This window comes from Nocardioides candidus, assembly GCF_041321175.1.
GTDB lineage: Bacteria > Actinomycetota > Actinomycetes > Propionibacteriales > Nocardioidaceae > Nocardioides.
On record NZ_JBGGWC010000004.1, the window covers coordinates 234105 to 254171 of the forward strand.

Genomic DNA, 20067 nt, shown 5'->3' on the forward strand with positions numbered 1-20067 from the left:
GGGTTCGGGCACCCTTGGGTCCGTGACCGACGCACAGGACCCCGCCGACGGGCTCACCGAGCTCCTCGCCCGCCGCTTCCTCACCACCGATGCGGCGCGGCCGGAGAAGATCGAGCGGTGGCACGGACGGGGTCGTCGTACTGCTCGGGAGAACCTCGCCGACCTCGTGGACCCCGGCTCGTTCGTGGAGTACGGGCGCTTCGTGACCGCTGCCCAGGAGAGCAGGCGCGATCTCGCCGACCTGGTCGTCGAGACCCCGGCCGACGGCATCGTCGGCGGCACGGCCGAGGTCGGCGGGCAGCCCTGCGCAGTGATGTCCTACGACTACCTGGTCCTCGCGGGGACCCAGGGCATGCGCGGGCACCGCAAGACCGACCGGCTGGTCGAGGTCGCGCGCCGGATGCGACTGCCGGCCGTGTTCTTCACGGAGGGCGGCGGCGGGCGCCCGGGTGACACCGACATCCCGCTCGTCTCCGCGCTGGACCTGGACCTCTTCGGCCTCTGGGGAGAGCTGGACGTGCCCAAGATCGCCGTGGTGTCCGGCCGCTGCTTCGCCGGCAACGCCGTGATCGCGGGCTGCGCGGACCTGCGCGTGGCCACCCCCGACGCCAACCTCGGCATGGCGGGCCCGGCCATGATCGCCGGCGGCGGGCTGGGCGACTTCGCACCGGAGGAGATCGGCCCCGTCGCCGAGCAGGCGGCCAACGGCGTGGTCGACGTGGTCGCCGACGACGAGGAGCACGCCGTGGAGGTCGTACGACGACTCCTCGGCCTGCTGCGGGGGCCGGCCGCTCCCGGGGAGGCGCCCGAGGTCGACCTGCGCGACGCGCTCCCGGAGAACGACCGCGAGGCGTTCGACGTGCGGCCCGTCGTCGAGGGCATCGCCGACGAGGACTCGGTGCTCTGGTTGCGCGAGGCGTTCGCGCCGGAGCTCGTCACGGCGCTCGCGCGTGTGGAGGGCAGGCCGGTCGGGTTCGTCGCCAACCAGTCGACGCGGCTGGCCGGGGCGATCACCACGGACGCGTCGGTCAAGGGAGCGGACTTCCTCGAGCTGTGCGAACGGTGGCGCATCCCGGTCGTCTCCCTCGTCGACACCCCCGGCTTCATGGTCGGCCCGGAGGCCGAGCGCACCGGCCTGGTGCGCCAGGCGTCCCGGCTCGTCACCGCGGGCTCGCGACTGTCGGTGCCGCTGGTCGGGGTGGTGCTGCGCCGCGGCTACGGGCTCGGCGCGCAGGCGATGCTGGGCGGCAGCACGCACCGTCCGCTGCTGACGGTCGCCTGGCCCGGGGCCCACCTGGGTCCGATGGGGTTGGAGGGCGCCGTACGTCTGGCGATGGCGAAGGAGCTCGCGGCCCTGCCCGAGGCGGAGCGCGAGCCGGCCGTCGCGGAGCTCACCGCCACCTACCGCGAGCACGCCAAGGCGCTCAACGCCGCGCGGGTCTTCGAGATCGACGACGTGATCGACCCGGCCGAGACCCGGGGTCTCATCGCCGCCACCCTGCGCCGCGCCTGATCGGGCTCGGCCGGCCGACGTACGCTCGCCGCGTGCACCGCGACTCCTTCGTCACCGCCGCGACCACCGCCCACGAGCTGGCCTCCACCCCGGAGGTCCGGGCCGCCTGGGACGACGAGAGCGCCTGTGCGGGCATGACCGTCGGCGGGCTCGCGCACCACCTCGTGCACCAGGCCGTCAACACGGTCCGCCTGCTCGGCATGGAACCGGTCGCCGAGGCGCCGATCCCGCTCCTGGAGCACTATGCCCGCGCCGCGTGGGTGAGCAGCGCTCCGGAGGACGAGGCCAACGTCTCGATCCGCGACGACGCCGACGCCGCCGCCGGCCAGGGCGCCGACCTGGTGCTCTCCCAGTCTGCCGCGGCGCTCGACCGGCTCGCTCCGGCTCTCCGGGACCACCGGGTCCCCGACCAGGTTCGGATCCCCTGGCAGGGGTGGTCGCTCACGACCGGCGACTTCCTGGCGACCCGGGCGATGGAGATCGTCGTCCACTCCGACGACCTGGCAGCCAGCGTCGGCCTCGACACCCCCGAATTCCCCGACGACGTCGTCGCCGAGGTGCTGCGCCTCCTCACCGGGGTGGCCATCCGCCGCCACGGGCAGACCGCCGTGGTCCGCGGGCTCAGCAGGCCCCAGCGGGCGCCGTCGAGCATCAGCGCGTTCTGAGCCACCTGCTGCAGGTCAGGGACACTGCGCCCTCACGACACGCTCGGTCGACGCCGGGTGCCGAGCGAGCTGGAGCGCCGTCCGGATCGGTCGGCGCTCCAGGTTCCCGCCACAGTTGGGGCAGACGCCGCCCAACCGGTCCGTGACGCACGCATCGCAGAACGTGCACTCGTAGGTGCAGATGTTCGCGTCGGTCGCGTGCGGCGGCAGGTCCTTGCCACAACACTCACAGTTCGGCCGGAGCTCCATCACGAGGACGATCCTCGCCGGAGGTCGTCGGTGCCGAAAGGCGGAACAGGGTCAAGGACGGTCGATTTCGCGCCAGGCACCGCGCGCACCGACGTACCCAACTCGGTCGGACGACGATGCCCCCGCGGGCAGCGACACCGGATCCGGAGGTTGGGTACGTCCGGGCGGCGTCCGGCTCGTCGGATGCCCAGCGCGCGGCATGCGTCGACAGCGGTCGGAGAGGCGAGAGCTGCAGCCGCCGGCGGGCGTCGTGACGCACGGCCCGGTCAGGGGCGAAGGAGCCTGCCGACACCGTTGGTGAGCCTGACCGCGTAGAAGCCGGTGTGCACGTCGGTGTACCAGATCTGGCGGTGGGCGATGTCCCAGGCGGGTCGTGACATCGCGTAGGAGCCGGCCTCGGGCGTGACGCCGGCGTGGGGCAGCTCGGGCTTGTTGAAGTAGGCGACCTCGCGCGGGTGCTCGGGATCGCGGATGTCGAAGACGCGGAGTCCCGACAGGATCATCGAGCAGGCAGCCAGACCGGGGTCGTCGCGGCGCGGGACCGAGCAGTAGTGGGCCGCATAGCCCTGGGCGGGCGACACGTTGCCCGGGTCGCGGAAGAGGTCGCCGTCGCGGTGGGACGGCTGGTGCACGGCGAGCCTGATGTCGGAGACGACCTCGGGGTGGCGCGGGTCCTCGACGTCGATGATCCGCGCGGCGCCGACGGGCGCGGTGCGGAAGCGGCCGATCGACTGGAAGGTGAAGAGGTCGATGAACTCGTCGGTCTCGAGCACGTAGTCGTGCCCGTGGACGGTGAACGGCTCGGCCGACTGCGGGATCGACACCTCGGGCCAGGTGATGTCCGACAGCAGGTGGATCTGCGGGTCGTCCTGGTGCGCGTTGACCTCCGAGACGTCGTAGATCCGCATCCCACCGCCGCTCAGGATGCCGCCGGTGCCGGGTGACCCGATGTTGGCGACGTACATCGTCCGGCCGTCGGCGGAGAAGCGGAGGCCGTGGTAGACGAACCCGTTGACGTTGAAGATCTTGGTGGGGTGCCGCGGGTCGGAGATGTCGAGCGCGGTGAGGTTGCCGCCGGCCGCGCCTGCCGCCCAGAACGTCTTCCCGTCCGGCGACAGCCCGCTCTCGTGGCCGAAGGACGCCGAGGGGAAGGTCGACAGCAGCTGCGGGTGCCGGCAGTCGCGCTTGACGCTGTAGACGTCGACGAAGCCAGGCGCGGTGGCGGCGGTGCCCATCACGGCGACCAGGAGGCCGCGGCGCTGGTGGACGAGGAGCGACTCGTGCGGAGCGATCATCGCGGGCGTCATCAGGTTGGCCGTGCGGCGGGGCTTGCGCGGGTCGCTCATGTCGAGCGCCACCACGCCGAGGCCGTCGGCGAGGATCCCGCCGAGGATGTCGTGGGGCGCGATCGGGTCGGAGTCGTAGTAGGCGCAGACCCGGCCCGAGCGGTCGACGTAGCGCAGGGTCTTGAAGCCACCGGACTTGCCGTAGTGCCCGACCTGGCGGGTGTTGCAGAGGTAGCCCCGCGCCGCTCGGCCCGACTCGTAGTCGGCCTTCGGCACGCGGCCCTGGATGTCGGTCTCCGGGCGCGAGCCGGGACCGCACTTCGCCTCCGGCACCGCCCGCGCGGCAGGCGGCTCGTGCTCGTAGGCCTCAGCGGCGAGTGCACCCGCGACGACGGCACCGACCGCGACACCGGTCACCAGCATCCGGCGCCACGGGCTCGGCCGCGCTTGCTCCCCCTGCATCCCCGAAGGCAATCAGATGCCGGCGATGCCGTCCAGCCGCTTCACGGTCGTCTCGAATTCGGCGACCAGGTCGGCCATCACCTCGGCCACCGGGCGCACCTCGTTCATCCGGCCGACGATCTGGCCGACGGGCATCGAGATCACGTCGGGGTCGCCGGAGGCGTTGATCCGGTTGTGCGCGTCGGAGACCAGCAGGTTCTGCAGGGGCATCGGCAGCGGCGCCGGAGCGCCCTCCTCCGCCCAGGCCTCGGTCCACTTGGTCTTGAGCAGGCGGGCCGGCTTGCCCGTGTAGATGCGGGTGCGGACCGTGTCGGAGGAGGACGCTCGCAGGAACGCCGTCTCCCACCCCGTGTTGCTGGCGAGGTTGCGGTACTCCTCGGTGCCGAGCCAGATCGAGCCCGTCCACACGCCGGCGGCGCCGAGCGCGAGCGACGCGGCGATCTGCCGGCCGGAGCCGATGCCCCCGGCGCCGAGCACCGGCACGTCGGGGCCGACGGCGTCGACGATGTCGGGGGTCAGCACCATCGAGGCGATCTCACCCGTGTGGCCGCCCGCCTCGTAGCCCTGGGCGATGATGATGTCCACGCCGTTGGACACGTGCGACACCGCGTGTTTCGGGGCGCCGGCGAGCGCCGCCACCTTGAGGCCGGCCGCCTGGCACTGCTCGATCACGTCGTTGGGCGGCGTGCCGAGCGCGTTGGCGATGAGCACCGGCCGGTGCTGCAGCGCGACGTCGACGTGCGAGCGCGCCATCGAGTGCAGCCAGCCGAGCACGCCCTCGCGGCCCTCGCCCTCCGGCAGGGGCGGGACGCCCAGCTTGAGCAGGGTCTCGTCGACCCACTTCTTGTGGTCGTCGGGGATGTACGTCGACAGGTCGGTCGAGGTGCCCTCGGTCGGGATCTTCATGGGCATGACCACGTCGACGCCGTACGGCTTGCCGTCGGTGTTCGCGTCCATCCAGTCCAGCGTCTTGTCGAGCTCCTCGGCGTCGTTGAACCGCACGCAGCCGAGGACGCCCAGGCCGCCCGCGCGCGACACCGCCGCCGCGACGTGCTCGGACGGGGTGAAGGCGAAGATCGGGTAGTCGATGCCGAAGGCGTCGCAGAGGTGGGTGCGCATCAGGCGTTGGCTCCGTTCGTGGTCCGGCCGTCGGTGGTCTGCGCGGTCCCGGCCTGCTGCGCACTCAGCGCGAGGTCCTTGGCCGCGGGGTACTGCGCCTTGCCGGTGGCGTTGCGTGGGATCTCGTCGACCAGCGTCAGCACGCGCGGCAGCTTGTAGCCGGACAGCTGGGTGCGCAGGAAGGTGCGGAGCTCCTCGAGCTCGACCTTCTGCCCCTCACGAGGTTGTACGACGGCGGCGACCGTCTGGCCGTACTTCTCGTCGGGCAGGCCGACCACCAGCACGTCGTACACCGCCGGGTGACCCTTGATGGCCATCTCGACCTCTTCGGGGAAGACCTTCTCGCCGCCGGTGTTGACGCAGTTGGAGCCGCGTCCCAGCAGGGTGATCCGGTTGCCCTCCTCGATCCGCGCGTAGTCGCCGGGGATCGAGTAGCGCACGCCGTCGATGTCGACGAACGTCTTCGCGGACTTCTCCGGGTCCTTGTAGTAGCCGACCGGGACGTTGCCCGAGCGCGCCGTGCGGCCGACCTTGCCGACGTCCTTCGCGGGGTCGAGCAGCACGTTGTCGTCGCCGATGATCACCGTCGTCGCGGGGATCGACACGACGGGACCGTCGGTCGACAGCGCGCTGGCGTCCTGGAGACCGGTGCCCTGGAAGCCGGTCTCGGAGGAGCCCACGGAGTCGGTGAAGACGGCGTTGGGGAACTTCGCCATCCAGCGCTCCTTGATGGCCTTCGAGAAGATCGCGGCGCTGGAGGCGATCGCGAAGAGCGTCTGCCCGTCGTAGCCGCCCTCCTCGTAGGCCTCGATGAGTGGGCGCGCCATCGCGTCGCCGGTCATGAAGAGCATCTGGACGCCGTACTTGTCGACGATCTCCCAGGTCCGCACGGGGTCGAACTTCGGCTCGAGGATGGTGTTCTGGCCGGCGAACAGGTGCATGAGGAGCGACGCCTGTGCGCCGCCGTGCATCAGCGGGCTCAGCGGCAGGGTCACCAGGCTGTCCTGGAGCGCCTTCTTCGACTGGTCGTACTCCTCGAGCGGCTCGCCGGTCATGAAGTCGATGCCGCCGCCGAGCACGCGCCAGAAGTCCTCGTGGCGCCACATGACGCCCTTCGGGTAGCCCGTGGTGCCGCCGGTGTAGATGATGTGGAGGTCGTCGGGGCTGCGCTCGCCGAAGTCGCGCGCGTCGCTCTGGTCGGCCACCGCGTCGGCGAGCATGACGCCGCCGAACCGCTCGACGTCCGAGGCGTCGTCGACGTCGATGGGGTCCGGTAGCCCGACGAAGGTCTGCAGGAGCTGGTGCTTCGGGGAGACCTCGGCCACCAGGTCGGCGTACACGCGGTCGAACACCAGACCCTTGAGGTCGGCGTTGTCGAAGATGTAGTCGAGCTCGCCGGCAACGTAGCGGTAGTTGACGTTCACGGCCACGGCGCGGACCTTGAGGACCGCCAGCAGCGCGATGACGTGCTCGATGCTGTTCTTGGCGTAGAGGCCGACGTGGTCGCCGGGTCCGATGCCGCGACCGGCCAGGAAGTGGGCGAGCTTGTTGGACTCGGACTCGAGCTCGCCGAAGGTGATCACCCTGTCCCCGACCTGCACGGCGGGCTTCTCGGGGACGGCGTCGACGGCATGCTCGAAGAGGTCAGCGATGTTCAGGGCCACACGTCTCAGACTAGAACACGTTCCAGTTTTTCGCTAGCGTGGTCCGCGTGAGTGATTGCCTCGTCGAGCAGGACGGCCACAAGCTGGTCGTCACCATGAACCGTCCCGAGCGGCGCAACGCGCTGTCCTCCGAGATGCTGCGGATCATGGAGTCCGCATGGGACCGCGTCAACGAGGACCCGGAGATCCGGGTGTGCATCCTCACCGGCGCCGGCGGCTACTTCTGCGCGGGCATGGACCTCAAGGCTGCGGACGAGAAGCCGCCCTCGGAGAGCTTCGAGTCCGGCGAGTTCGACCCCTCGGTGATCAAGGGCCTGCTCAAGGGCTTCCGGCTCACCAAGCCGCTGATCGCGGCGGTCGAGGGACCTGCGATCGCGGGCGGCACCGAGATCCTGCAGGGCACCGACATCCGGGTCGCCGGTGAGTCCGCGAAGTTCGGCGTCGCCGAGGCGCGCTGGAGCCTCTACCCGATGGGGGGCTCGGCCGTCCGGCTCCCCCGCCAGATCCCCTACACCGTCGCGGCGGAGCTGTTGCTGACCGGGCGCACCCTGCTCGCGCCCGAGGCGAAGGAGCTCGGGCTCATCGGGCACGTCGTGCCCGACGGACAGGCGCTCGCGAAGGCGCACGAGCTCGCCGACATGATCGCCGCCAACGGCCCGCTCGCCGTCCAGGCGATCCTCAAGACGATGCGCGACTCCGAGGGCAAGCACGAGGAGGACTGCTGGGCCGACGACGCCAAGGTCGGCGCCGCCGTCTTCTCCAGCGACGACGCCAAGGAGGGCCCGCGGGCCTTCCTGGAGAAGCGCAAGCCCGAGTTCGAGGGTCGCTGACACTCCCCTGCTGCCCGCCACCGCGCGCATACTCGCTGCATGCCCGCGGCGCTGGTCCTGCTGATCGTCCTGGTGACGATCCTCGTGGTCGCCGCGATCGTCCCGTGGGTCCTGATCGCCCGCTGGAAGAAGCGCCGCCGCGTCGAGGTGGCCGACTACGCGCGGCGCCGCGAGTGGGAGTACCGCGCGTCCGACCCGACGCTCCTCGACCGGTTCCACGGCCCGCCGTTCACCTACGGCCACGGCAACAAGGCGGAGAACGTCCTGCTCGGCCAGTACGGCGGCCGCCCCTTCGTCGCCTTCGACCTCCAGGTCGACACCACCACGTCGATCGCTGGGCACGGCGCAGGCGCCATCGTCTGGTACTCGGTGGCCGCGCTGAACCTCGGCACCACGGTCCCGGACCTGTCGGTCGGCCCGAAGGGCGTGCTCGGCCGACTCCTGGCCGGGATCAGCGACCGCGACGTGCCGATCGGCAACGCCGAGCTCGACGAGGGGTTCTCTGTTCGGTCGCCGTCCCCCGCGTTCGCACGCGCGGTGCTCAACCGCGACGTCGTCGCCCTGGTGCTGGCCCACTGCGACAACGGCTGGCGCCTCGACGGCGACTCGATCCTGATGCTCAGCCCGCGCGTCCTGCGCCGGCCACCCGAGGAGATCGAGGAGCGTCTCGCGCTGATGGACCAGATCCTTGGCCTGGTGCCGCCCGGTGCCTGGCGCACGACGGGCTAGTCTCGCCGCCGCCTGGACGGCAGTCCGCCGCCACGGTCACTCCGAGCCCGGCGGCCTCGACGGGTTCTGCTGGAGCGACCTCATCGACTGCCAGGCAGGCCCGAGCGGGAGGTCCCGTCGGCCGAACAGCAGCGCGCCGAGCGCGCCGACGACGAGTGCGGCGCCCGTGACGAAGAGGAAGGTCTGCAGGACGTCCGCCCCTTGGAAGAAGGTGAACCCGTCCCGGTCGACCGAGTCCTCGGAGCTGGAGCGCGATGCGCTGAGGAGAGTCAGGAGTGGCGTACCGACACCGACGGCCACCGCCCAGCCGCCCAGCCGCACCCAGAGGGGTGCCGTGCCTCGCGACGTCCGGCCGGCGACGACCGCACCCGCCACGAGCACGAGCGCGAGCACGGCGGGGGCCGCCGCTAGCCATGGGTGGCCGTCGTCGACGGGATAGGCGATCTGGTAGGGCAGGTCTCCCTCGGAGACGTACCAGTCCAGCCGGTGCATCTCGGACTCCTCGTCGTCCCCGAAGCTGGTGCGGATCCCTACCTCGGCACCGGATCCGAGCGCGATCAGGTTCCAGCCCTGGTTGGGCAGGGAGAGCACGTCGTCGACGATGGCGACGGTCCGCACGCCTGGGTCCATGTCCGCGTAGCGGAACTCGTCCTCGGACACCTCTCGCAGGACGATGGCCACGATCCCGCAGACCGGGAGCAGGACGGCGATGACGGCGACACCCCGCACGGCCGCGCCGATGACCCGCACCACCGCGCGACCACGGCCGTCCCACCACTCCGACCGGAGGCCCGCGAGCAGGAGCACGAAGCACGGCACGAAGAACCCGACGAGGCCGGCGCTCACCGCCCCCGGCCCCCATCGATCGTCGGAGCCGGGGTCGAACGGTGCGCCGACGGTCACGGTCTGCACGTTCTCGAGGGACGCACGGGTCGTGAGCGCCAGCACCACCAGAGCGAGTGAGAGGAAGGCCGAGACGCGGACCACCTCGCCGATGGCTGCGGTCCACCGGGGGTACCCCCGCACCATGCGGCGGAAGGACAGGACGAGCACACCCAGGGTCACGAGGGTGATCGTCAGGTTGGCGGCGTGAAGGCTGTAGTCCGTGTCGGAGCTGGTGACAGCGACCTCACCGCCCAAGCTGCGCACCAGCATCGATGCGGTGTCGGTCACGATCTGCCGGGGCTGCAGGTCCCATCGAGAGTCGATGTCGGTGCCGGCCACGGCAGTGGCGACCGCTGCGGCCGCGCTCACCAGCAACGCGGCGGCCAGGGTGACGAGCGCGACCGCCAGCGAGCCGAGCCAGTTGCCCCGGAGGACGTGAGCGACGTTGAGCTGCTGGGGTCGCGCCGGCACACCGAGGTTCCCGCTCGGCGGCGGGAGTGTCGGAGGGGGCCCGAGCGGGGCCGGAGAGCCCACGGGCGCTCCGCATTCGATGCAGAAGCTCGCGCCAGGACTCAGCTCCGACGCACAGTTGCCACACAGCGCCACGACGCCGCCTCCCTCACCCGCCGGGCCGGCGGAGCTGATCGGACCTCGCCGAAAGGTTAAGGCACCGTCGCGGCGGGGGCGGCCGTTCCTGACATCGCTTCGCCCGGTCGGGACGAGGGACCGGCCACCGCGTCAGCGACAGGGGCGCGTCGCGACCGTGGCCTTGGCCAGGTGCAGGAACTGCACGTTGCTCGCCGTCGTCCCCTCGCCGCTCCAGCGCACGCGCTCGATGCGCGACGGACGGCCCAGGCCGAGCAGGCCCCGCACTCCCCCGCCGTCGCGCTCGACCACGGCGTAGCGGTCGTCGGGGGCGTAGGTGAGCGCGGCCCACGGCACGTGGGCGCCCGGCGGTGCCTTCCGGCAGGTACGCCGACGAGCGATGTCGCGCACGAAGAGACCCTCGGCCCGGGTGAAGGCCGCGCCGACGTAGTTGGCGTAGCTCCAGCTCACGATGCTGCCTCCCGAGGAGAGGCCGAGCACGGCGATGAGTCCCTCGCCACCACGCGGCTGTCGTGGGCGGATCCGCTGCACCACGCGGCCGCGCGCACTCAGCACCTCCACCCGCTGGTGACCGGGGTCGCCGTGGAGCACCGCGAACCGGCGTCCGTCGGCCGACCAGACCAGCTCGGGCACCTGCTCGGCCGGTCCGACCGACATCAGGGTGCGCCGCACGGCCAGCCGCGCGCCGACCTGCACGATGTCGGCACCGGCCGAGGTGCGGACGACCGCGATGCCCGTCCGAGCGCGTGGCCGCGCCGCGTAGGCCTCCCAGCCCGGGAGGTCGCGGAGGGTGCCACCGGCACCGCTCACCTTCAGGTACGCCGGCCGCTCGGTGCCGTCCGCGCTGCTCGTGCCGAGGAACAACGCCACGGAGCCGTCGGGCGACCACCCGGCCGGCGCGACGTTGGAGGCGGCCGTCGCGCCGGCGTACGCCAGGTGGACGGCGGCGCCGCCGTCGACCGGCACCGCGAGCAGCTCCGGACCGCTCCCGCGGTCGGCGGTCATCAGCAGGGTGCGCGAGTCGGGCGACCAGACCGGCTCGTAGGAGAACTGGTTCTCCGTGGAGGTGAAGACGTTGTGGCGGCCTGCTCCGGTCGGGTCGGCCACGTCGATCACGGCCGGGTAGTCCCGCAGCGCCACCATCGTGCGATCCGGCGACAGGGTCGACGAGGTGAAGGTGGTGCTCGGACGCGTCAGTCGGCGCAGCCCGGTGCCGTCGGCGTGGATGCGCGCCGCGAACGACGTGCCGTCGGACCGCGTCACGTCGAACAGGGCGACCTGGTGCGCCCGGACCGAGCCCGCGAGCACAGGGTCGTCACCCCCTGCTCGAGCGGGCGCGACACCCCCGACGATCAGCGCTCCTGCGAGCGCGCCGGTGAACATCCCGAGAAGAGCTGGTCGCACGTTTCCCCCTGAGTCGGCGAGCGGCGCTCATCATGACACGTGCGGCGCGCTCATCCTGACGACGAGGACGGCGGCGAGGCCGGCGGGAAGCTCGGTGGGTAGCTGGGCGGATAGCTCGGGGGGTACGGCGCCGGCGCCGGCTGCGCCGGGTTGACCTGCAGCCGCCCGAGCGCCGAGCGAAGGTGCTCGGTGCGCAGCCCACCCCAGACCAGTGCGACCAGGAGGGAGACGACCACGGCGATCAGGAACGTGTAGAACGTCGCCTCCCCGCCCGCGAGGCCGATGTAGCCGCTGAAGCTCGCCTCGTCGCCGTCGTACTCGTAGCTGCCGCTGCCGTGCAGGTTCGCGACCCGGATCAGCCAGGGCACCGCCAGGAGGAGCAGTCCGCACCACACCGCCAGGTTGCGGGCGACGTGGGCGACGTCGCGGCTGCGGCTCGCGACCCACGCGGCGCAGCCGGCGAGCACGGCGAGCAGGATGACCGGCGCGGCCCAGAGGCCGGGCTCGTCGCCCTCGTCGCCGGCGTACCAGGCGAGGCGGTGGAACTCCTCCTCGCTGCCGTCGTCGTCGAACTCGCCGTCACCCTCGTACTCACCTGCCGCACCCAGCTCGGCGCCGGCACCCAGGCCGAGCAGGGCCTCCCCGCCGTTCCCGACACCTCCGGCGATGACCGCGATCGCGGCCCAGCGCTCATCGGACGACGTGTCGTGCAGGTCGACGTCGTTGTCCGGTCCGAATCCGAGCAGGCCGATGCCGATCACGCCGATCACGGGGAGCACGACCGCCATCAGGGCGAGGCCCTGCACAGCGGGCGCGACGACCTCTGCCACGCCGCGCGACCGTCCCGGCCACCACTCCCGCCGGGCCACGCAGGCGAGGAGGAGCACCAGGACCACCAGGCCGAACGGCACGAAGAACGCCGAGACGGCACTCAGCCCCCATGTCCCGTCGTCGCCCCGTCCCAGCTCGTCCTCGGCCTCCGCGATCCAGCCGCCGCCGAGGTCGTCGAGGTCCGAGCGGAACACGAGCGCGCCCACCATCAGGGGCGATGCCACGAACAGTGCCACGCGGAACACGTCGCCGAGCGCGGGCAGCACGGAGGGGTAGCCGCGCACCATCCGCCGGAAGGCGACCACGCCGACGAGGAACGTGATGATCGTGACCGTCAGCGGATAGGTGCTGGTCACGGTGGACACGTCGACGTCGTCGGAGCTGAAGGTGCCGTCGAGGAACGAGTCGGCGCCGAAGACCGCGCCGACGATCATCATCACGCTGGTCAGCGTGTTGTCGATGCCGAAGTCCTCGGGCTTGGCCATCAGGGCGAGCGCGGCCCCGAGCACCGTGGCGGTCACGAGCATGATCGCGGCGACGCCGAGCGAGCCGAGCCAGTTGCCGGCCAGCAGCCGGGTCATGTCGAGCTTCAGCGGCGGCAGGCCGGTCTGCTGGGACGGCGGGTACGCCGGCGGCGGCATCGGGGGCGGCACGGACGTCGGCATCGCGGTGGTCGGCGCGACCATCGGGGGTGGCATGGGGGGCGGCATCGGAGGTGGTGCCATCGTCGGCCCCGTCGGCGGCACCGGCGGTGCGGCCGCTGCCGGGCGCTCACCGCCCTGGTGCGCGACGGCCCCGCACTCGACGCAGAACCGATCTCCTGCCGCGAGCTGGGACCCGCAATTCCCGCAGAAAGCCACGCTTCCCCCTTCGTCCCCCGGCCGGCCCGCCCGGCGAGGCTGGACGCAAGGTTAAGGGCGCGGGGGCGCCCGCGCCGAGCGATTCGGCATTCGGCCGTCCTCCGACCGGACGAATCCGCTCGAGTGTGCTCCCCCAGGGCTCCCGGTCGCCGTACGCTCCCGCTGTGGAGCTCCTGGAGCGCGACGCTCACCTCGTCGCCCTCGACGAGTACGTCGACTCCGCCGCCACGGGGCGCGGGCGGCTGGTGCTGCTCGCCGGCGACGCCGGCATCGGGAAGACGAGCCTGGTCGATGCGTTCCGGGAGCGGCACCCGGACGTGAGCTGGCTGTGGGGAGCCTGCGACGCCAGCTTCACCCCGCGGCCGCTCGGACCGCTCTTCGAGATCGCCGCCGACGCCGGTGGCGAGCTCGCCGACCTCGCGGGGGTCGGTGCCGAGCGCAACCAGCTCTTCGCCGCCTCCGTGCGGGCCCTCGAGCGGCCCGACCTGCCGGTCGTGATGGTGGTCGAGGATCTCCACTGGGCAGACGAGGCCACCCTCGACTGGCTCTCCTACCTGGCGCGCCGGGTCGGGCGCACCCGCGCACTGGTCATCGTCAGCTACCGGTCGATCGAGGCGGCCGCCGACCCCGTGCTGACCGCAGTGATCGGCGGGATGGCCTCGCACGGTTCCACGCGGCGGATCTCGCTGCCGCCGCTGTCGGCCGCGGCGACCGGGCGGCTCGCCGCCGGCGCCGGCCTCGACCCCGACCGGCTCTTCGACGTCAGCGGCGGCAACCCGTTCTACGTCCGGGAGGTGCTCGCCGACCCCGAGCGCGAGGTGCCCACCTCCGTCGCGGACGTCGTGCGCGCACGCGTCGCCCGGCACTCCGCGCCTGCGCAGCGACTCCTGGCCTCGGCCGCCGTGGTCGGCCGTCCCGCGACGGCACACCTGCTGGCGCGCATCGCCGCCGTGGACCTGACCGTCCTCGACGAGTGCGTCGCCCAGGGCGCGCTCGTCGAGGACGAGGGGCGGTACGCCTTCGACCACGAGCTCACCCGCCGGGCCGTCGAACGGGCGCTGCCGGCCCACCTGGCGACCGAGCTGCACCAGGCGGCGTACACGCTGCTCAGCCGGGAGGGCGGCGATGCCGCCGCCCTTGCGCACCACGCCGAGCGGTGCGACGACCCGCGGGCGACCTTCGAGCACGCGCGTGCCGCCGCGGCCGAGGCGATGCGCTTCTCCTCCCTGCGCGAGGGGATCGCCCAGCTCCGACGGGCGCTCGGCGCCGCCGACCGGATCGACGTCGAGGACGACGTGCGCGCCGACCTCCTCGACGAGATCGCGTCGCTCCACGGGCTGACCGACCACTGGGACGCAGCGCTGGAGGCCACCACCGACGCGTTGCGGATCCGCCGACGGCAGGCCGACGACGACGCGCTGGCGCGGACCCTGCGGCACCGGGCCCAGTGCCTGTGGCGGCTGGGCCAGCCGCGCTCCGCCGTGGCCGCTGCCGAGGAGCTGCTCGCGCTGTCGCAGTCGGAGCCCGAGTCCGAAGCACGCGCCTGGGCGCTCGCCTACCACGCGTTCGTGGCCGACACCCCTCCGCCGGACCGGATCGCCGAGCTCGACGAGGCCGTCCGCATCGGCACCGAGCTACGCGTCGCCGAGGTCGTCACGCACGCGATGCTGACCCGAGGGATGATCCGTGAGCAGATCGGCGAGGACGGCGTCGCCGACGTCGAGCGGGCGCTGCGGATCTCGCGCGGCACCGGGGCCGACGCCCAGGCCGGCCGGGCGTTCGCGATCCTCTACGAGCTCGGGGTCACCCGCCTGCGCCTCGATGAGCACGAGTGGGCCTGGGCCGAGGGCACCCGGTGGTGCGAGGAGCACGAGCTGCGCACCTGGAGCCTGTGCCTGTCCGCCACCCGCGCCCAGGTGCTGCTGCGCCGCGGCCGCCACGGGGAGGCGATGTTGCTGGCCGGCCGCCTGCTCGCACAGCCCGCGTCGGAGGAGAACCGGGCGCGTCTGCGCATCCCGTACCTGACGAGCAGGGTGCGGCGCGGCAACGACGGTGCCGCCGCGGAGCTGCGCGACGCGTGGACCCTCGCCGAACGGGCCGGGGACCGCTCGCGGCTGCTCCCCATCGGCAGCGCGCGGTGCGAGCTCGCATGGCTCAGCGACGACCCGGCGGGCCTGGAGGAGGTACGGCGAGCGCACACCGACCCCGCGCCCGCCAGCCCGTGGCTGCACGCCGACCTGGCCGTCGGCCTGGCCAGGCTGGGACTCCTCGACGTCCCGCCGGTCGATGCCCCGTCGCCGTACGCCGAGGAGCTGCGGGGCGACCACCGCGCAGCCGCCGAGGCGTGGCGCGGTCGCGGGTGTCCCTACGAGGCTGCGGTCGTGCTTGCCTGCTCGGGCGACGCGGGCCTCGTCGAGGAGGCGAGCCAGGCCTTCGACCGCCTCGGCTGCGAGCCCGCCGCGGAGAAGGCGCGCCGGCTGCTGCGCGACCTGACCGGGACCCCGTCGCCCCGCGGTCCGCGGCGCTCGACCAGAGCGCACCCCGCCGGTCTGACCGCGCGGGAGGCGGAGGTGCTGCAGCTCCTCGCCCAGGGCATGACCAACGCCGAGATCGCGGAGCGCCTCGTCCTCTCGACACGGACCGTCGACCACCACGTCAGCGCGGTGCTCGCCAAGCTCGGCGTGGGCAACCGGGCCGACGCCGCACGCCGGGCGGCCGACCTGTTGTCCGCAACCTAGGCAGCCCGGCCACCAATCTGGGCAGTCGCCACCGATCCGCGGGGATGCCGCCGGCGCCTAGCTTCAGGGATGTCAGCTCCACAACAACTCCCCGAAGGAGAAGTCCGATGGCACTCTTCATGGACGTCCACCACATCGACGGCGGCGTGAACATCGACGACGTCGTCAAGGCGCACCAGGCCGACCTGGCCACCCAGGGCGGGCACGACGTGCAGTACCTGCGCTACTGGGTGGACGAGGCGGCCGGCAAGATCTTCTGCCTGGTCGACGCGCCCGACGCCGAGGCGGCCAACACCGTGCACCGCGAGGCCCACGGCCTGGTGGCGGACGAGATCTACCCGGTGCAGGAAGGCGTCTGAGCCCTCTCGCCACGGGACCCGGGCCGCATCGTCAGCCGACGGTGCGGCCCTTGCCTTCCCAGTAGCGCGCCCGCAACGCCTTCTTGTCCGGCTTGCCGAGCGCGGTCAGCGGCAGTGACTCCGCGACGATCACGTCCTTCGGGACGTGCACCGAGCCCTTCCGCTCCTTGACGGCGGCCTTGATCTCCTCGGCCATCCGCTCCACCGACTCGTCGTCGGTCGGGGCGTCCGAGCGGAGCACGACGATCGCCGTGACCGCCTCGCCGAACTTCTCGTGGGGCGTGCCGATGACACCGACCTGCGCCACCATCGGGTGCTCGGCCACGACGTCCTCGACCTCACGCGGGAACACGTTGAAGCCACCGGTGACGATCATGTCCTTGGTGCGGTCGACGATGTACCAGAAGCCGTCCTCGTCCTCGCGGGCCACGTCGCCGGTGTGCATCCAGCCGTCCCGGAAGGTCTCGGCCGTCTGCTCGGGCAGCTGCCAGTAGCCACCGGCCAGCAGCGGGCCCGCCACGCAGATCTCCCCCGGCTCGCCCTGCTTGACGGGCTCGCCGTCCTCCCCGAGAAGCGCCGTGCGCAGGAACGCCGCGGGCCGCCCGCACGAGGTGAGCCTCGACTCGTACGGCTTGCCGTCGGCGTCGACGTGGTCGCCCTTCGGGAAGTAGGTGATGACCATCGGCGCCTCGGACTGGCCGTAGTACTGCGCGAAGATCGGCCCGAAGCGCTCGATCGCCTCCTTCAGCCGGACCGGGTTGATCGCCGAGGCGCCGTAGTAGACGGTCTCGAGCGACGACAGGTCGCGGGTGCGCGAGTCCGGGTGGTCCATCAGCGCGTAGAGCATGGTCGGGACGACCATGAGCGAGTTGATCCGCTTCTCCTCGATCGTGGCCAGCACCTCGGCGGGGTCGAAGCGGGCGGAGACGTAGAGGGTGCCGCCCTTGATCACGGTCGGCACGAAGAAGGCCGCGCCCGCGTGGGACAGCGGGGTGCACATCAGGAAGCGCGGGTTCTCCGGCCACTCCCACTCCGCGAGCTGCACCTGGCTCATCGTGTTCATCGCCTGCACGGTGCCGATGACGCCTTTGGGCTTGCCCGTCGTGCCGCCGGTGTAGACGAGGGAGACGATGTGGTCCGGCGGCAGGAGCTTGGCCTGCAGCGGCACCGGGTCGAAGGTCGCCGCGACCTCGGTGAGGTCGGAGCCGACGGCGGAAAGGGACTCGGGCACCGCTCCGATCGTCAGGACCTGCTTGAGACCGGGGCACTTGTCGAGCAGCTCGAGCGCCCGGGTCTCGAAGTAGGGGTCGATGATGAGGGTGTTGATGCCGGCGTCGTTGATCACGTAGGCGTGGTCGTCGGCCGAGCCGAGCGGGTGGAGCGAGGTCCGCTGGTAGCCCTGGGTCTGTCCGGCGCCGAGGATGAAGAGGACCTCAGGACGGTTGAGGGCCAGGAGCGCACCGGGCGAGCCGGTGCCCGCACCGAGCGACTCGAAGGCCTGCACGTACTGGCTGATCCGGTCGGCAACCTGACCACCCGTGAGGGTGACGTCGCCGAGGTGGATCACCGGGCGATCCTTGTGCCGCTTGAGAGCCGCGACCATCAGGTGGCCGTTGTGGGCACCGATCCGCAGGGTGTCGTCCGTCATGCGAGCCTTCCGGTTATCGAGGAGCACGCGAGGAACGTGCGTGCATCTGGAATATAGAACGTGTTCTAGTCACGGACAACCTCCGTCACCGATACCGTCCCGCCATGCGGAGGGGACGTACGGCGGCCGGGGCGCCCATCCTCGCGACGCTCGCGGTCGCGTGCCTGGCGCTGACAGCGTGCTCCGACACCACGCACTACGTGATGCCGGCCGGATCGATGGAGCCGGGCCTCACGGCCGGCGAGAGGTTCGAGGCCACCCTTGTCGACGACTACGACCCGCAGCGCGGCGACGTCGTCGTCTTCGAGGATCCCGGCGGGTGGCTCGCCGGCGACGACCACGGCAAGCCGGGCAAGCTCGTCAAGCGGGTGATCGGACGCGAGGGCGACGTCATCGAGTGTTGCACCGACGGCGGCTGGCTGCTCGTCGACGGCGACGAGCTGGACGAGTCGGACTACCTCCTCGCCAGGCACGGCCGCTGCGCCGCCGAGCTCGCCGGGTGGGAGCTGCTCCCAGCGGGCACGGCCACGGGTCCGTGCGACTGGCGGCTCGGCCCCGTGCCGGACGGCACGATGTTCGTCCTCGGCGACAACCGCCAGGCCTCCGCCGACTCCCGCTTCCACCTGTGCCACGACGGGACCGAGACCTGCGACGAGGGGCCGTGGGTCGACGCCGAGCAGGTCGTGGCCGTGGTCGAGGGGTAGCGCTCCTACCCCGTCGCCTCCAGCGGCACCTGCAACGGGCGCACACCGCCGAGGCGTCGGAGGTAGCGGACGTGGTCGCCGTGCTGCTCGAGCGTGCGCCACAGCGTCTGGTGCGCGGCCCACGGCAGCGGCTCGTCACCGAAGCGCCACTGCTCCCCGAAGCTGATCCACACCGGGGTCCAGTCGGCGGCGAGGTCCCAGGCGCCGCGATGGCGCTCGAGGAGGGCGCGCCGGATCTGGAAGGCCTGGCGCGGCCCGTCGACCGAGATCGGCGCGGTCGCGACCGGCCAGAGCCGCAGGTCGAGCTCCATCAGCTCGATCTCCAGGTCTTCGAGCACGCGCGGGTCCACCAGGACGGTGGCGACGTTCTCGTGCGGGGGCCGCAGCATGCCCGCACGCTAACCCCTGGGGCCGACAGCCGTCAGTCCCTCGGGCGGCGGAGGCTCAGGCGAGCAGCTCGGCGACCTGGCGCACCTCGTCGGCGCTGCGGCAGCTGAGGAGCAAGGTGGTCACGCCCGTCTCCTCCCACTGCGCGACGCGCTCCTTGACGTAGGACGCGTCGCCGACGATGTGCATGTCCTCGACCAGGTCGTCGGGGATCAGCGCGGTCGCCTCCTCGCGCTTCTGGGCGAGGAAGAGCTCCTGGACCTGGTCGGTGATCGACCCGTAGCCCATCCGCTCGAAGACGTTCTTGTGGAAGTTCTGGTCCTTCGCGCCCATGCCGCCCATGTAGAGCGCGACGACGGGCTTGATGCCGTCGATGACGGCCCGCCGCTCCTCCTCGCTCCGGGTCACCTGCAGGTGGCAGGTCGCGGCGATCTCGAAGTCCGCCCGCGTCCGGCGCGCCCCCTCCCGCGCGAAGCCCTCGTCGAGCCACGGCTGGTACATCCCCGCGCTCTTCGGCGTGTAGAAGATGGGGATCCAGCCGTCGGCGATCTCCGCGGTCTGCGCGACGTTCTTCGGTCCTTCCGCGCCCAGCCAGATCGGGATGTCGGCGCGGAGCGGGTGGACGATCGGCTTGAGCGGCTTCCCGAGCCCGACCGAGCCGGGGCCGTTGAACGGCAGCGGGTAGTGGGGCCCGTCGTTGCTGACCGGCGCCTCCCTGGCCAGCACCTTCCGGATGATGTCGACGACCTCGCGAGTGCGGGCGAGCGGCTTGGCGAAGGGCTGGCCGTACCAGCCCTCGACGACCTGCGGGCCGCTGACGCCCATGCCGAGGATGAGCCGGCCACCGGTCAGGTGGTCGAGGGTCAACGCGTGCATCGCGATCGACGTCGGCGCGCGGCCGGACATCTGCACGATGGACGTGCCGAGCCGGACCCGCGAGGTGTCCTTGCCCCACCAGGCCAGCGGCGTGAAGGCGTCGCTCCCCCATGCCTCCGCGGTGAAGATCGCGTCGAAACCGGCGTCCTCGGCAGCCGCGACGAGCTCCCCGACACCCTGCGGGGGCTGCGCCCCCCAGTAACCCAGCTGGAGTCCAAGCTTCATGAGACACAGCATGCCCTACTTGAAGCA

Annotated in this window: 17 protein-coding genes and 1 pseudogene; 7 read left to right on the plus strand and 11 right to left on the minus strand. The window is 72.1% G+C overall.

The window, feature by feature from the left end:
* The first annotated feature begins 22 nt into the window (after positions 1–22).
* The gene (locus tag ACAX67_RS18305) at positions 23–1513 is read left to right on the plus strand and encodes an acyl-CoA carboxylase subunit beta (protein ID WP_370705318.1); all 1491 of its coding nucleotides are present in this window, start codon (positions 23–25) and stop codon (positions 1511–1513) included.
* A gap of 32 nt (positions 1514–1545) precedes the next feature.
* Positions 1546–2178 carry a maleylpyruvate isomerase N-terminal domain-containing protein gene (locus tag ACAX67_RS18310; protein WP_370705319.1) on the plus strand — a complete coding sequence of 211 codons (633 nt, stop codon included), beginning with the start codon at positions 1546–1548 and terminating at the stop codon, positions 2176–2178.
* 15 nt (positions 2179–2193) lie between these two features.
* Here the strand turns inward: ACAX67_RS18310 and ACAX67_RS18315 are convergent, their stop codons facing one another.
* The 4 genes from ACAX67_RS18315 to ACAX67_RS18330 all read right to left on the minus strand — a co-directional run bounded on the left by ACAX67_RS18315 (position 2194) and on the right by ACAX67_RS18330 (position 6958).
* On the minus strand, positions 2194–2427 hold the full coding sequence (locus ACAX67_RS18315) for a DUF1272 domain-containing protein (RefSeq protein WP_370705533.1): 234 nt from the start codon (positions 2425–2427) through the stop codon (positions 2194–2196).
* Positions 2428–2693: 266 nt separating this feature from the next.
* Positions 2694–4175 carry an LVIVD repeat-containing protein gene (locus tag ACAX67_RS18320; RefSeq protein ID WP_370705320.1) on the minus strand — a complete coding sequence of 494 codons (1482 nt, stop codon included), beginning with the start codon at positions 4173–4175 and terminating at the stop codon, positions 2694–2696.
* A gap of 12 nt (positions 4176–4187) precedes the next feature.
* Positions 4188–5294: an NAD(P)H-dependent flavin oxidoreductase gene (locus tag ACAX67_RS18325; RefSeq protein ID WP_370705321.1), complete on the minus strand. Its 1107-nt coding sequence runs from the start codon at positions 5292–5294 to the stop codon at positions 4188–4190.
* Entirely contained in the window at positions 5294–6958 is a 1665-nt protein-coding gene (locus ACAX67_RS18330; RefSeq protein ID WP_370705322.1) for an acyl-CoA synthetase, read from the minus strand. Before ACAX67_RS18330 ends, ACAX67_RS18325 begins: the two co-directional genes overlap by 1 nt.
* A 47-nt stretch (positions 6959–7005) precedes the next feature.
* On the opposite strand from ACAX67_RS18330, the gene ACAX67_RS18335 reads away from it, so the two are divergent.
* Complete coding sequence (locus ACAX67_RS18335) at positions 7006–7788, plus strand: crotonase/enoyl-CoA hydratase family protein (RefSeq protein WP_370705323.1); 783 nt, start codon at positions 7006–7008, stop codon at positions 7786–7788.
* A 39-nt stretch (positions 7789–7827) separates the two neighbouring features.
* A complete protein-coding gene (locus tag ACAX67_RS18340) occupies positions 7828–8517 on the plus strand; it encodes a type III secretion system chaperone family protein (RefSeq protein ID WP_370705324.1) in 690 nt (229 codons plus the stop codon).
* 36 nt (positions 8518–8553) lie between these two features.
* On the opposite strand, the gene ACAX67_RS18345 is transcribed toward ACAX67_RS18340, so the two are convergent.
* From ACAX67_RS18345 to ACAX67_RS18360, 4 genes and pseudogenes are all read right to left on the minus strand, one after another.
* Complete coding sequence (locus ACAX67_RS18345) at positions 8554–9873, minus strand: hypothetical protein (protein ID WP_370705325.1); 1320 nt, start codon at positions 9871–9873, stop codon at positions 8554–8556.
* A gap of 267 nt (positions 9874–10140) precedes the next feature.
* Positions 10141–11412, minus strand: a complete 1272-nt coding sequence (locus tag ACAX67_RS18350; protein ID WP_370705326.1) for a hypothetical protein — start codon at positions 11410–11412, stop codon at positions 10141–10143.
* Between the two features lie 50 nt (positions 11413–11462).
* Complete coding sequence (locus ACAX67_RS18355) at positions 11463–12968, minus strand: hypothetical protein (protein ID WP_370705536.1); 1506 nt, start codon at positions 12966–12968, stop codon at positions 11463–11465.
* Positions 12969–13037: 69 nt separating this feature from the next.
* Positions 13038–13103 (minus strand): annotated as a pseudogene (locus ACAX67_RS18360) (zinc-ribbon domain-containing protein); the annotation flags it as partial.
* Between the two features lie 164 nt (positions 13104–13267).
* On the opposite strand from ACAX67_RS18360, the gene ACAX67_RS18365 reads away from it, so the two are divergent.
* Positions 13268–15841 (plus strand): ATP-binding protein, encoded by a 2574-nt coding sequence (locus ACAX67_RS18365; RefSeq protein ID WP_370705327.1) that lies wholly within the window; start codon positions 13268–13270, stop codon positions 15839–15841.
* A gap of 107 nt (positions 15842–15948) precedes the next feature.
* A complete protein-coding gene (locus tag ACAX67_RS18370; protein ID WP_370705328.1) occupies positions 15949–16200 on the plus strand; it encodes a DUF4242 domain-containing protein in 252 nt (83 codons plus the stop codon).
* 31 nt (positions 16201–16231) lie between these two features.
* On the opposite strand, the gene fadD8 is transcribed toward ACAX67_RS18370, so the two are convergent.
* Positions 16232–17848 carry a fatty-acid--CoA ligase FadD8 gene (gene fadD8, locus ACAX67_RS18375; protein ID WP_370705329.1) on the minus strand — a complete coding sequence of 539 codons (1617 nt, stop codon included), beginning with the start codon at positions 17846–17848 and terminating at the stop codon, positions 16232–16234.
* 104 nt (positions 17849–17952) lie between these two features.
* Between fadD8 and lepB the strand changes: the two genes are divergently transcribed.
* Positions 17953–18552 carry a signal peptidase I gene (gene lepB / locus ACAX67_RS18380; RefSeq protein WP_370705330.1) on the plus strand — a complete coding sequence of 200 codons (600 nt, stop codon included), beginning with the start codon at positions 17953–17955 and terminating at the stop codon, positions 18550–18552.
* A 5-nt stretch (positions 18553–18557) separates the two neighbouring features.
* Here the strand turns inward: lepB and ACAX67_RS18385 are convergent, their stop codons facing one another.
* Together ACAX67_RS18385 and ACAX67_RS18390 are read right to left on the minus strand one after the other, a co-directional pair.
* Positions 18558–18941, minus strand: a complete 384-nt coding sequence (locus ACAX67_RS18385; protein WP_370705331.1) for a hypothetical protein — start codon at positions 18939–18941, stop codon at positions 18558–18560.
* A 55-nt stretch (positions 18942–18996) separates the two neighbouring features.
* Complete coding sequence (locus ACAX67_RS18390; protein WP_370705332.1) at positions 18997–20040, minus strand: LLM class F420-dependent oxidoreductase; 1044 nt, start codon at positions 20038–20040, stop codon at positions 18997–18999.
* Positions 20041–20067: the final 27 nt, after the last annotated feature.

Coding starts and splice junctions, on each gene's coding strand:
- ACAX67_RS18320 (WP_370705320.1), bottom strand. CDS start 4,175: ATGCAGGGGGAGCAAGCGCGGCCGAGCCCGTGGCGCCGGATGCTGGTG.
- ACAX67_RS18385 (WP_370705331.1), bottom strand. CDS start 18,941: ATGCTGCGGCCCCCGCACGAGAACGTCGCCACCGTCCTGGTGGACCCG.
- ACAX67_RS18390 (WP_370705332.1), bottom strand. CDS start 20,040: ATGAAGCTTGGACTCCAGCTGGGTTACTGGGGGGCGCAGCCCCCGCAG.
- lepB (WP_370705330.1), top strand. CDS start 17,953: ATGCGGAGGGGACGTACGGCGGCCGGGGCGCCCATCCTCGCGACGCTC.
- ACAX67_RS18370 (WP_370705328.1), top strand. CDS start 15,949: ATGGCACTCTTCATGGACGTCCACCACATCGACGGCGGCGTGAACATC.
- ACAX67_RS18340 (WP_370705324.1), top strand. CDS start 7,828: ATGCCCGCGGCGCTGGTCCTGCTGATCGTCCTGGTGACGATCCTCGTG.
- ACAX67_RS18325 (WP_370705321.1), bottom strand. CDS start 5,294: ATGCGCACCCACCTCTGCGACGCCTTCGGCATCGACTACCCGATCTTC.
- ACAX67_RS18315 (WP_370705533.1), bottom strand. CDS start 2,427: ATGGAGCTCCGGCCGAACTGTGAGTGTTGTGGCAAGGACCTGCCGCCG.
- fadD8 (WP_370705329.1), bottom strand. CDS start 17,848: ATGACGGACGACACCCTGCGGATCGGTGCCCACAACGGCCACCTGATG.
- ACAX67_RS18355 (WP_370705536.1), bottom strand. CDS start 12,968: ATGGCACCACCTCCGATGCCGCCCCCCATGCCACCCCCGATGGTCGCG.